Raw genomic sequence first — 11,759 nt, forward strand, 5'->3', positions numbered from 1 at the left:
AGCCGCCCATGGATGCCCGCCGCCGCAAACTGAAGTTCCGTGCATGGCGCAGGGGATTCCGGGAAATGGACCTTCTCATGGGCAGCTTTGCGGACCAGCACCTTGATACCTACGGCGAAACCGAACTCGACCAGTTCGAGGCGCTTTTGAACCTGCCAGACTGGGAAGTTTATGCCTGGCTGGTGGGCCAGGCTGACGTTCCGGAAGATCAGAGCAGCCCGGTTCTGGACCAATTGATCGCATTCAAGTACGCCGCGCAGGCCGGTTGAGCAGACGCTTCGGCATCCGGGCTCACGGCCTAACTGCGTCTGAAGGTCTGGCATGACACCTGTCGAACTCCTGAAATCCCTGAGTGGCCCGGCAGCGCTGGGCGGCGCACCATTTGGTGCGGACCTGATGGCCTTCATCCCGGCGCTTCAGGCGCGCGGCGGTATCGGGGTGTATGTCGCCCGCGACGACAAGACCGCAGCAACCGCCCGGCGGCTTGTGGAATTCATCGCACCACGTCTGGACCAGGTGGACCTGCCGGGGTGGGATACGCTTCCCTATGACCGGGTGAGCCCGACCGCCAGCGTCGCCGCCCGTCGCTGCGCCGCGCTTGCGCGCCTGTCCCGCTACGAAGCCAGCCAGGGGCCGCTTCTGGTGGTCACCACGGCGACATCCATCGTTCAGCGGGTGCCTCCGCTCGACACAATGCGGCGGTCTTCCTTCTCGATGATCGCGGGCCAGACCGTCAGTCAGAAGGAGTTGAATGAATACCTGCTGGTGAACGGTTATGTCCGCGCCAGCACCGTGCGGGAGCAGGGCGAATACGCGATCCGTGGCGGGATCATCGATATCTTCCCACCAACGGCAGGTGAACCGCTCCGCCTCGACTTCTTCGGCGACACGCTGGAAACAATCCGCACCTTCGACACGGAGACCCAGCGGTCCACAGGCGACACGCGGTCAGTCGCGTTCGCACCAGTCAGCGAGATCCTGTTTGACGATGATGTACTCAGCCGCTTCCGCGAGAAGTACCTCGATGTCTTCGGGCCACCTTCTGGTGATCCCATGTATGAGGCCGCGCGTGCATCGATCCGCAGGCAGGGCGTGGAAGCATGGCTGCCACTGTTCCACGCATCGCTGGATACCTTGTTCGACTATATTGGCGCTGATGCGTTGATCGGCTTCGGACATCTTTCGGGGGAGGCTGCAGCGGAGCGCCTCGCACAAGCCACCGACTACTATCAGGCAAGGCTCGAAGCCGGCGGCGGTGATGCCAGCGCAGCGAAGGTGCTGGCACCTGAACAACTTTATCTCGATCCGACGGAATTGGAGCAGGGGCTCAGCGTCCGTGCTGTCGCCCGGTTCAATCCGGCAGACCCCGCGCCAGGGCACTACGACATGGAAGTACGCCGTGGCCGCGACTTCGCGCCTGAGCGGATGATGAGCCAGGAGAACATCTTCGAAGCGACGATCACGCACACGAAGGATCTCCAGAAATCCGGACGCCATGTCGTCTTCGCGGCGTGGTCCACCGGCTCAGCGGACCGCCTGATCAACGTGCTTGCCGATCATGGCCTCGAAGATCTCGTCCAGGTGCATTCTCTGGAAGCCGCCCGAAAGGCAGAGACCTCGGTTGTCGAGATACCGCTGGAAACCGGGTTCGTCACTAAAGACCTCGCCATCATCTCGGAAGCGGACATTCTGGGGGACCGCCTCGCGGCACCGCGCCGCAAACGGAAGACCGCGAACTTCATCACCGACGCTGCCACGCTCAACGCGGGCGATCTTGTCGTACACGTCGATCACGGCGTCGGGCGCTATGTGGGCCTGAAGACACTCGAAGTCACCGGCGCGCCGCACGATTGCCTCCAACTGGAATATGCGGGTGGCGACACGATCTTCCTGCCGGTCGAGAACATCGATCTCATTTCCCGGTATGGATCGGAAGAGGCCGAGAGCCAGCTCGACAGGCTTGGCGGAGCGGGCTGGCAGAACCGCAAGGCCAAAGCCAAGAAACGCATTCTTGAAATGGCGGCCGAACTCATGGCCATTGCCGCCGCACGTGAGTTGAAGCGAGCTGATGCGGTCAATGCCGGGCAGGGTATCTACGAGGAATTCGCCGCACGTTTCCCGTATGAGGAAACCGACGATCAGTTGAACGCCATTGAAGATGTTCTCGGGGATCTCGGCTCCGGCAGACCGATGGATCGTCTCGTCTGCGGCGATGTGGGTTTCGGGAAGACCGAGGTTGCCTTGCGCGCCGCTTTCGTCGCGGCGATGAGCGGCAAACAGGTCGCCGTCATCGCACCGACGACGCTTCTGGCTCGCCAGCACTTCAAGACATTCGAGGAACGCTTTGCTGGCTGGCCGCTTAAGGTTCGACACCTCTCACGCCTCGTCAGCTCGAAAGAGGCCTCGGAAACCCGCGAGGGCCTGACAAATGGCAGTGTGGATGTGGTCGTCGGCACCCACGCGCTGCTTGCCAAAACGATTGAATTCAAGCGCCTCGGCCTGCTGATAGTAGATGAAGAGCAGCGCTTTGGCGTGAAGCACAAGGAACGCCTCAAGGAACTGAAAGCCGACGTGCACGTACTGACTTTGTCGGCAACTCCGATTCCGCGGACCTTGCAAATGGCGCTCACGGGGATCCGTGACCTCTCCATCATTGCTACACCACCCGTCGACCGCCTTTCGGTGCGGACCTATATTACCGAGGAAGATACGGTCACACTTCGAGAAGCGCTGCTGCGGGAGAAATACCGTGGTGGACAAGCCTTCTTCGTGGCGCCGCGCATCCAGGATCTCGACAAGCTCGAACGTTTCCTGTCGGAGAATGTGCCGGAAGTGTCCTTCATCGTCGCGCACGGCCAGATGGGCGCCGGCGAACTGGAAGACATCATGACGGCCTTCTATGAAGGCAAGTACGATGTATTGCTGTCGACGACCATCGTTGAAAGTGGCCTGGATATTCCGCGTGCGAACACTCTGATCATCCACAGGGCGGACATGTTCGGTTTGGCGCAGCTCTACCAGCTGCGCGGACGGGTCGGACGGTCGAAGCTTCGCGCGTATGCCTATTTCACAACGCCGAGAGACAAGGTCATCACCGAAACGGCCGACCGCCGTCTTCGCGTGCTCCAGTCGCTCGACAGTCTCGGGGCTGGCTTCCAATTGGCAAGTCACGATCTCGACATGCGGGGATCTGGTAACCTTCTGGGCGACCAGCAATCTGGCCATGTCCGGGAGGTCGGTGTGGAGCTCTACCGGTCCATGCTGGAAGATGCCGTGAATGCGCTGAAAGCCGGCGCACAGGGCGATGAGGACGTCGCCGACGACTGGTCGCCGCAGATCAATATGGGTGTCGCGGTCCTGATCCCGGAGGACTATGTCGAGGACCTCTCGATCCGGCTGTCGCTGTATCGCCGCCTGTCCGAAATCTCGACCAGCCAGGAGCGGGAAGGCTTCGCGGCAGAACTGATCGACCGCTTCGGGCCGTTGCCAGACCCGACGAAGCAGCTGCTCGAAGTCACCGCCATCAAGGTGCAATGCAAGATGCTCGGCATCGAGAAACTGGACGCAGGAGACAAGGGCGCTGTTTTCGCGTTCCGTCAGGATACGGTGCTCGACCCGGCCAGGTTGATGGAGATCGTCCGGTCGCGCCCGAACGTGCTGCGCCTGCGCCCGGATTCGAAACTTGTGCATTCCTTCACAGGCGGAGACGCGCCGACGCGGCTCGGCCGGGTCCGTGCGTTTCTGAAGGAACTGGAAGCTGCTGCCGGGCTGGTGAGCGCCTAGGCAGCGTATTCGCGGGTGTAGGGGCCTGAAAGGCCTTCGGCGAGGAGCGTGCCTGCCGTATGGTAGGATCTCTTCTCAACGACCCGCCAACTGAGACGCAAACCCTCAAAATCCGATTTGCGAGCGAGCGCTGTCATGAGGCGCTCCGCCAGCCGAACAGCACCCCGATAGGGCGTCAGAGGTGCGGAGACGATGACTGTGCCACTGCCAAAATGAGCAATGCAGTCGGTATCCCGAACACAGGCGCGCGTTACACGCGCAAACTCAGGCAGCAGCGAGATGAATTCCTCATCCAACTTTATGGTCAGCACACAGAGCGGTTCGCCGCGATCCGACGATAGAGATATCTGACGGTCCAGGTGGGACTTGATGAAATCCCGATGGAACAGGCCGGTATGGGGATCCACCGATGGTGTCGCCTGAAGCTGTGTGGGCAAGACCGGAGCACAGGCTGCATGATTGGTGATCGCGCGAGAAATTCTTCCAGCCAGCGCTTCGGCATCGCCGGACTGTTCGACAAGGTCGGTGCTGACCATCAGCGCGTTGAGGTGCGCTTCGGAGAGATCAGCGCCAGGTTGGGTCAGCACAAACAACGGTGTGCCCGACAGCAATCCCTCGGCCCGGCTCCAGTCGACATGATTGGCAGCATCTCCGCCACTGGGGGTCAGGTCAGCAAGGACGGCGGAAAAGCGACCTGACTTCAGATAATCCGCGGCGGTACGCAGGGTGAGCGCCGCCGTGACAGAAATGTCGTGTCCCTTGAGTGCGGCACGCAAGGAAAAGAAGCCCACGCCGCCGTCCCCAAGATAGAGCACCTCAGGCCGCCGTTCAGGCGTAGGCTCTATGTCGCTTGCACCGAAGGTCTCGGCGGTCTCCAAGCGAATTCTGAATTCTGCTGTGCGGGCCTGACGCCGGACGAGCGAGGTCAGCCGCGCGCGTAGCATGTCCAGGTCGCTGTCCCGGCTGACGATCAGCGCATCAACGCCGTCGGCGATTTGCGTATTGCTCGTCAAAAGCACGAGTGGGCGCCGTTCTGCACCTTCACTCAGTTTGATGTCGCGATCACGCAGGCCTTCAGGAAGGCTTTCCATATCGATCAGGAGGGGCTCAGTCGCGTCGAAATCGATCGGATCGCTGGCCGGGTAGGCGCGCATGCCATTTGCGCGAAGCCGGGCCAGAATCGTCTCCAGACGGGGGCCGGAGGCCGCCACTTCGATAGGAGGATCGAGGAAAGACAGATCAATCATACGCAACTCTGGAATCGCCGCGTCGGGCGACGTCGGGGTACCCCTTCCTTTTGGGGCGCACCGCCTTAATGATCTGCTAATACCGAGATTACGGCTTAGAAAGGGAGTTTGGAGATGGCTCAGGGACCTCTCAGCGGAGTTAAGATTGTAGAGTTTGCTGGAATTGGCCCGGGGCCTTTCTGCGGCATGCTGCTTTCAGACATGGGTGCTGACGTGATTCGCATCGATCGTCCGGGTGATGGCCGTCCCGGCCGCGCGGCTGACGTCACGGGCCGCGGGCGCCGCTCAATCGGTCTCAATCTGAAAGACCCGGCTGATATCGAGACCGCACTGAAGCTGTTGGAGAAAGCTGATGGCTTGATCGAAGGCTTTCGCCCTGGCGTCATGGAGCGTAACGGCCTCGGGCCGGATGTGGTGCTCGCGCGCAATCCGAACCTCGTCTATGGCCGCATGACCGGCTGGGGCCAGACCGGTGCACTTTCGCACTCGGCAGGCCATGACCTGAACTACATTGCCATTACAGGCGCATTGCATGCCATGGGCGACGGCGAGGGCCGTCCACGTCCGCCGCTGAACCTGGTGGGTGATTATGGTGGCGGCGCACTCTACCTCGCCATGGGCCTGCTGGCCGGCATTGTGAGCGTGAAGAACGGTGGCAAGGGTCAGGTGATCGATGTTGCCATGTCGGACGGTGCAGCTTCACTGGCAGCCATGTTCTACGGCATGCGTGCCATGGGCGTCTGGACTGACGACCGTGAAGCCAACATGCTCGACGGCGGCGCACACTTCTACGACACGTATGAATGCGCAGACGGCAAATGGGTCTCCATCGGTTCCATCGAGCCTCAATTCTACGCCATCCTGCGTGAAAAGGCGGGTCTGACCGATTCCGCCTTCGACGCCCAGATGGACCGCTCAAAGTGGCCAGAACTGAAACAGAAGGTCATGGACGTCATCAAGACGAAGACGCGCGATGAGTGGTGTGAGATCATGGAAGGCACGGACATCTGCTTTGCTCCGGTCCTCTCGATGGCAGAAGCGCCGAACTACAAGCACAACACCGACCGCCAGACGTTCGTGGAACTGGAAGGCGTGGTCCAGCCCGCCCCGGCACCGCGCTTTTCTGCCACGCCGTCCGCCATCCAGCGCCGGCCGGCAGGGCTTGGTGAGCACACGGACGAGATTCTGAAGGACTGGGGCGTCTCCAAATAATGAGCGCCCTGCCGGGAACGACAGGCCGGCGCCGCATCTATCTGATGCGGCACGGCTTCGTCGATTACACTTCCGAAGAAGTCCGCCGGACGCGGGATCCGTCGATTGTCAGCCTGACCCCGGAAGGGGAGGAAGAGGCGAGGTCGGCAGGCGTCGCCTTGTCGGAGGTTCACTTCGATCTGGCGATCTGTTCCGGCCTGAAGCGCACGCGGCAAACTGCGGAGATCGTCCTGGCCGAGCACCCGGACGCGCCAGAACTTGAAGTAGAGGAACGGTTTCAGGAGCTGAGGTCGGGCCAGTACATCAATTTCAATTCGGCCGAACATCTCGCAGCGACCATGACCTTCCTGTTTGAGCAGGCTGGAGAGCCGGACGCAGAATTCCTGCCTGGAGGGGAGAAATTCTCGGATGCGATGGTCCGCATCATGGATGGGCTGACGGACCTGTTGAGAAGGCCCGGTTGGGCGACGGCTCTGGTCGTCGCGCATGAAGTGGTCAACCGGATGGTGCTAGCCTCGGTGATCGGTGCGCCACTCGGTGCCAGTGCGGGCTTCGAGCAAGACACCGGTTGCGTCAACATCATCGATTTTGACCTGGTGCCTGATGAATCGGGTAATCGGACCAAGATTGAGCGGGGAATGATCAAGGCGGTCAATCTGACGCCCGCCAACTATCTCAAAAACGGCATGAACCTGCGGAGCGTGGAGGCTATCTTCACACGCGCGGACGCAGATTCGTAAAAGGGTTGTGAAACCTGGGGCCCCACTCGCCTGAAAGGTGAATGGAAGACAACGGTAGCCAGGTCATCCTGTTCAGACTCACTTCGCTAGAAATATCGATGTCGGCCGGGAGCCTCGGCTGCTTGCAAAGGCATCAGGTCGACGTCCTTCTTGCTAAACCTTAGCCGCTCCTTCGGGAGCGGCATTTTTCTGCTGCTTGAATTCTTGCCACGCTGTCATGAACCTCTACGGTTCGCCCAGCATTGGAAGGAAAGACTCATATGCGCAAAACGCTCCTGGCTGTTTCAGCCCTTGCCCTTCTGGGCGCCTGCGCCCCGAAAGCCGCTGAAACGGAACCTGCCGCGCCTGCAGAAGTGGCTGAGGCCGCAACACCAGAAGAAATTCACGAACGCCTGATGGTTCTGGATTCGCACCTCGATACCCCTGCGAACCTGTCCAAGCCTGATTTTGACATCATGGCCGACAATCCGAGCGAACTTGGATCGGTGCAGGTGGACGTACCCAAGATGGATCGGGGCGGCCTGGATGGCGGATTCTGGGTTATCTTCACCGCCCAGGGCCCTCTGACGGACGAATCCTATGACGCCGCGTTCAAGGCGGCGTCGGCGCGTCAGGACGAAATCCTGAAAATGGTCGCCGACCACCCGGATACGTTCGAACTGGCATATACCGCGGACGATGCTGAGCGGATCGCAGCCTCTGGAAAGAAAGTCGTGCTGCAATCGATCGAGAACAGCTACCCGCTGATGCTCGATGTCGATAACTTGCAGACTTTCTATGACAAGGGTGTTCGTATGGTGGGCTTGATCCACTTCCGCGACAACCAGTTCGGCGGCAGCGCGACGGATTTCACCAGCCCCGAAGATACAGGCCTCACCGACCTTGGTAAGGACCTCGTCCGCGAAGCAAATCGCCTTGGCATGGTGATAGATGGGTCTCACTCCTCCGACGCGTCGGTGAAGGACATGATGGAAATCTCCACGACCCCGATCGTGCTGACCCATACGGGCCTGAAATCGGTTTATGATCACCCGCGCAATATTCCAGATGAGTTCCTGGAGGAAATTGCGGCGCAGGGCGGTGTTATCCAGATCAATGCCTACGGAACCTACCTCGAAGCATTGGAGGACACGCCTGAGCGCCGCGCCGCGCTCGAGGAGCTGCAGTCCGAATTCGAAGGCGTGAACCCGTTCATAGCCGATGACGAGACCCGGGCGCGCTACATGGAAAAGATGCAGGCTCTCAATGCTGAATTCCCGCCGCCGCGCTCGACCTTCGAGAAATTCATGGAGCACATGCTCCGCGCGCTGGAGCTGGTTGGTCCGGATCATGTCGGCATGGGCGCTGACTGGGATGGCGGCGGTGGCGTGACGGGCATGGAAGACGTGTCCTTCCTGCCGAAAGTTACCGAGCGCCTGCTCGCGGAGGGCTATACCGAGGAAGATCTGGCAAAGATCTGGGGTGGCAACCTGATGCGCGTGATGCGTCAGGCGGAAGCTGCGAAGGAAACAGCGGAATAGGGCGAACCGGCCGGGCTGAAGAAAAGCCCGGCCGGATGCCGCTCAAGCCTTGCAAAGTCCGATTCGGCTCTGTATGACGCGCGTTTCCAATTCACATGTGCCATCTGGCGCAACAACTCCGGATACCTGTCATGGCAGTCCCAAAGAGTAAGAAATCGAAGTCCCGCCGTGGCATGCGCCGCGCGCACGACCGTCTTGCGATGAACACCTACATCGAAGATGCAAACTCCGGCGAGCTGCGCCGTCCGCACCACATCGACCTCAAGTCGGGTGAGTATCGCGGCCGCCAGGTCCTCGAGCCTCGCGACGATATCTAGCATTTAGCGGCTGTTGCGCTTTCGGGCGCACCCGACTAAGGCTTCAGGCGCCTCCTGCCAGCGGGTAGGGGGCGCCTTGCATTTTGGCCAGATAAAACACGGAAAGCCTGACATCCATGAGCGAGATCATTGACATCCACGCCCGCGAAATCCTCGACAGCCGGGGCAATCCGACCGTCGAAGTCGATGTGACCCTGGACGACGGTTCCACGGGCCGCGCCGCTGTGCCATCAGGTGCCTCCACCGGCGCCTACGAGGCCCATGAACAGCGCGACGGCGACAAGGATCGCTACCTCGGCAAGGGCGTGCTGAAGGCCGTTGATGCCGTGAATGGCGAGATCTGCAACGAGCTGACCGGCCTCGACGCCACCGACCAGCGCATGCTCGACATGCTCATGATCGATCTCGACGGCACGGACAACAAATCCCGCCTCGGCGCTAACGCCATCCTCGGCGTATCGCTCGCGCTCGCCAAGGCGGCTGCCGAATATTCCACGATGCCGCTCTACCGCTATGTCGGCGGACCGAACGCCCGTGTCCTGCCGACGCCGATGATGAATATCATCAATGGCGGCGCGCACGCAGACAATCCGATCGACATCCAGGAGTTCATGATCATGCCGGTCAGCGCGGAGAGCATGTCCGACGCAGTCCGCATGGGTGCTGAGGTCTTCCACGCCCTCAAGAAAACGCTCCATGACGCCGGTCACAACACCAATGTCGGCGACGAGGGCGGTTTCGCCCCGAACCTGGCTTCCACTGACGAAGCCATTGGCTTCATCATGAAGTCCATCGAGAAGGCTGGCTACACGCCGGGCGAGGACATTGCGCTGGCGCTCGACGCCGCCTCCACCGAGTTCTTCAAGAACGGCAAATATGAGCTGGCCGGCGAGGGCAAATCCCTCGGTTCCGACGAGTTCGCGGCCTACCTGGCCGATCTCTGCGCCCGTTACCCGATCGTTTCCATCGAAGACGGCATGGCTGAAGATGACTGGGATGGCTGGATTGCCCTGACCAATTCCATTGGCGACCGCGTTCAGCTGGTTGGCGACGACCTGTTCGTGACCAACCCGGACCGCCTGTCCATCGGCCTCCAGAAAGGCGCCGCAAACTCCATCCTCGTGAAGGTCAACCAGATCGGCACGCTGTCTGAAACGCTGGACGCCGTGGAACTCGCACATCTGCATGGCTACACGGCCGTCATGTCCCACCGTTCGGGCGAAACTGAGGACTCGACCATTGCGGATCTCGCCGTCGCGACGAATTGCGGCCAGATCAAAACCGGTTCGCTGTCGCGCTCCGACCGGATCGCCAAGTACAACCAGCTGATCCGAATCGAGGAAGAGCTGGGCCCGGTGGGCATCTATGCCGGCCGCTCGCGTATCAACGCTGAATAATGGCTGTTGAGGGCGGCTCGTTGCGGGCCGTCCTCACCCTCTCTTAACCAAAACACGCCAAGCTTTAACCCATGACCTCCCGACTCGAGGCCTTGGGCCTTTGCCTTGTGATTCTCTACTTTGCCTACCACGCCTTTGCGGGGGAGAAGGGCCTCGGCCGTTGGACCGATGCGCAGATAGAGCTGCAGGACCGCAAGGCGGAGCTGGCGAAGATCAATACCGAAATCGAGCATCTGCGTGGTGATATTCGACGCGTCACCCGTGGCTCGGAAGACCGGGACTATATGGAAGCGCTGGCCCGTGAGAAGCTGGCATTTGTCTATCCGGACGAGATCATCCTGCTGGCTTCGGACAGCACCTCTGCAAAATGACATAGCTCGCCGGGCTTGCCCTCACGGAACTGCCCCCACATAACGGGATAAAGGCAGGAGGAACCATGGCCAGCAAGCCCAAGAGTACCAAAAAAGCACCCACTAAGGCTTCCAAAGCCGACATGCTGCACTTCTACCGCGAGATGCTGCTGATCCGCCGCTTCGAGGAAAAAGCCGGCCAGCTCTACGGCATGGGCAAGATCGCGGGCTTCTGCCACCTCTATATCGGACAGGAAGCTGTCGTGACCGGCATGCAGGCCTGCCTGAAAGAGGGCGATCAGGTCATCACCGGTTATCGCGACCATGGCCACATGCTGGCCTGCGGCCTGGACCCCAAGGGCGTCATGGCTGAGCTGACCGGCCGGATCGGCGGCTTGTCGAAAGGCAAGGGCGGCTCGATGCACATGTTCTCCAAAGAAAAGAACTTTTTCGGCGGCCACGGCATTGTTGGCGCGCAGGTGCCGATCGGCACGGGTCTGGGCTTTGCCAACAAGTATCGCGGCAACGATCATGTCTCTGTCGCCTATTTCGGCGATGGCGCCTCGAACCAGGGCCAGGTCTATGAGTCCTTCAACATGGCGTCGCTGTGGGACCTGCCGGTCATCTATGTGATCGAGAACAACATGTACGCCATGGGCACGAGCGTTGAGCGTGCCTCTGCCGAAACCGAACTCTACAAACGCGGCATCTCCTTCGAGATCGAGGGTGAAGAAGTGGACGGCATGGATGTGCTGGCCGTGCGCGAGGCCGGTGAGCGCGCCGTAAAATACGCGCGTTCCGGCAAGGGGCCCTACATTCTCGAAATGAAGACCTACCGCTATCGCGGCCATTCCATGTCCGACCCGGCGAAATATCGCAAGCGTGAGGAAGTGGACGATGTCCGCAGCCATCACGACGCGATCGACGGGCTGAAAGCGCAGATCCTGGAAGCAGGTTATGCCGACGAGGCCGAACTCAAAAAGATCGACAACGAGATCAAGGCCATCGTGAAAGAGGCTGCAGACTTCTCGCTCGAAAGTCCGGAACCGGACCCGAGCGAGCTGTGGACCGACGTCCTGAAAGAGGTTGAGAGCGCGTGACGAGAGGAACTGGCCGGTTCCCCGCGCATTCGGCTTGTGAGGCCCCGGCGGGCCGAGGGAGGAGCAGTGTGATGACTGACAACCTGATCAGGG

Annotated in this window: 10 protein-coding genes; 9 read left to right on the forward strand and 1 reads right to left on the reverse strand. The window is 60.6% G+C overall.

Annotation, left to right across the window (positions count from 1 at the left end; all coding sequences use genetic code 11):
* The first annotated feature begins 8 nt into the window (after positions 1-8).
* Complete coding sequence (locus R3C98_RS07655; protein ID WP_321489631.1) at positions 9-269, forward strand: succinate dehydrogenase assembly factor 2; 261 nt, start codon at positions 9-11, stop codon at positions 267-269.
* A gap of 52 nt (positions 270-321) precedes the next feature.
* Positions 322-3,783: a transcription-repair coupling factor gene (gene mfd / locus R3C98_RS07660; RefSeq protein WP_371313529.1), complete on the forward strand. Its 3,462-nt coding sequence runs from the start codon at positions 322-324 to the stop codon at positions 3,781-3,783.
* On the opposite strand, the gene R3C98_RS07665 is transcribed toward mfd, so the two are convergent.
* Positions 3,780-5,030: a hypothetical protein gene (locus R3C98_RS07665; protein WP_371313530.1), complete on the reverse strand. Its 1,251-nt coding sequence runs from the start codon at positions 5,028-5,030 to the stop codon at positions 3,780-3,782. The two genes, mfd and R3C98_RS07665, sit on opposite strands and share 4 nt — an antisense overlap.
* A gap of 114 nt (positions 5,031-5,144) precedes the next feature.
* Here R3C98_RS07665 and R3C98_RS07670 point away from each other — a divergent pair, with 114 nt between their 5' ends.
* The 7 genes from R3C98_RS07670 to pdhA all read left to right on the forward strand — a co-directional run bounded on the left by R3C98_RS07670 (position 5,145) and on the right by pdhA (position 11,666).
* Entirely contained in the window at positions 5,145-6,242 is a 1,098-nt protein-coding gene (locus tag R3C98_RS07670; protein ID WP_371313531.1) for a CaiB/BaiF CoA transferase family protein, read from the forward strand.
* Positions 6,242-6,982, forward strand: coding sequence for a histidine phosphatase family protein (locus R3C98_RS07675; protein ID WP_371313532.1), 741 nt, complete (start codon positions 6,242-6,244; stop codon positions 6,980-6,982). The genes R3C98_RS07670 and R3C98_RS07675 overlap by 1 nt, the downstream gene beginning before the upstream one ends.
* Before the next feature lie 260 nt (positions 6,983-7,242).
* Complete coding sequence (locus R3C98_RS07680; protein WP_371313533.1) at positions 7,243-8,502, forward strand: dipeptidase; 1,260 nt, start codon at positions 7,243-7,245, stop codon at positions 8,500-8,502.
* Between the two features lie 131 nt (positions 8,503-8,633).
* Positions 8,634-8,819: a 50S ribosomal protein L32 gene (rpmF, locus tag R3C98_RS07685; protein ID WP_035582709.1), complete on the forward strand. Its 186-nt coding sequence runs from the start codon at positions 8,634-8,636 to the stop codon at positions 8,817-8,819.
* A gap of 116 nt (positions 8,820-8,935) precedes the next feature.
* Positions 8,936-10,216, forward strand: coding sequence for a phosphopyruvate hydratase (gene eno, locus R3C98_RS07690; protein WP_371313534.1), 1,281 nt, complete (start codon positions 8,936-8,938; stop codon positions 10,214-10,216).
* Positions 10,217-10,287: 71 nt separating this feature from the next.
* A complete protein-coding gene (locus tag R3C98_RS07695) occupies positions 10,288-10,587 on the forward strand; it encodes a septum formation initiator family protein (protein WP_371313535.1) in 300 nt (99 codons plus the stop codon).
* 65 nt (positions 10,588-10,652) lie between these two features.
* Positions 10,653-11,666, forward strand: coding sequence for a pyruvate dehydrogenase (acetyl-transferring) E1 component subunit alpha (pdhA, locus tag R3C98_RS07700; protein ID WP_371313536.1), 1,014 nt, complete (start codon positions 10,653-10,655; stop codon positions 11,664-11,666).
* The last annotated feature ends 93 nt before the right edge of the window (positions 11,667-11,759 follow it).

Origin of the sequence: Hyphomonas sp. (assembly GCF_041398465.1) — a bacterium.
Classification (GTDB): Bacteria; Pseudomonadota; Alphaproteobacteria; order Caulobacterales; family Hyphomonadaceae; genus Hyphomonas.

What these genes read in the sequence shown, in the direction of transcription:
- mfd (WP_371313529.1), top strand. Translation starts at nt 322, where the DNA reads ATGACACCTGTCGAACTCCTGAAATCCCTGAGTGGCCCGGCAGCGCTG.
- R3C98_RS07695 (WP_371313535.1), top strand. Translation starts at nt 10,288, where the DNA reads ATGACCTCCCGACTCGAGGCCTTGGGCCTTTGCCTTGTGATTCTCTAC.
- R3C98_RS07665 (WP_371313530.1), bottom strand. Translation starts at nt 5,030, where the DNA reads ATGATTGATCTGTCTTTCCTCGATCCTCCTATCGAAGTGGCGGCCTCC.
- R3C98_RS07675 (WP_371313532.1), top strand. Translation starts at nt 6,242, where the DNA reads ATGAGCGCCCTGCCGGGAACGACAGGCCGGCGCCGCATCTATCTGATG.
- eno (WP_371313534.1), top strand. Translation starts at nt 8,936, where the DNA reads ATGAGCGAGATCATTGACATCCACGCCCGCGAAATCCTCGACAGCCGG.
- R3C98_RS07655 (WP_321489631.1), top strand. Translation starts at nt 9, where the DNA reads ATGGATGCCCGCCGCCGCAAACTGAAGTTCCGTGCATGGCGCAGGGGA.
- R3C98_RS07680 (WP_371313533.1), top strand. Translation starts at nt 7,243, where the DNA reads ATGCGCAAAACGCTCCTGGCTGTTTCAGCCCTTGCCCTTCTGGGCGCC.
- R3C98_RS07670 (WP_371313531.1), top strand. Translation starts at nt 5,145, where the DNA reads ATGGCTCAGGGACCTCTCAGCGGAGTTAAGATTGTAGAGTTTGCTGGA.
- rpmF (WP_035582709.1), top strand. Translation starts at nt 8,634, where the DNA reads ATGGCAGTCCCAAAGAGTAAGAAATCGAAGTCCCGCCGTGGCATGCGC.
- pdhA (WP_371313536.1), top strand. Translation starts at nt 10,653, where the DNA reads ATGGCCAGCAAGCCCAAGAGTACCAAAAAAGCACCCACTAAGGCTTCC.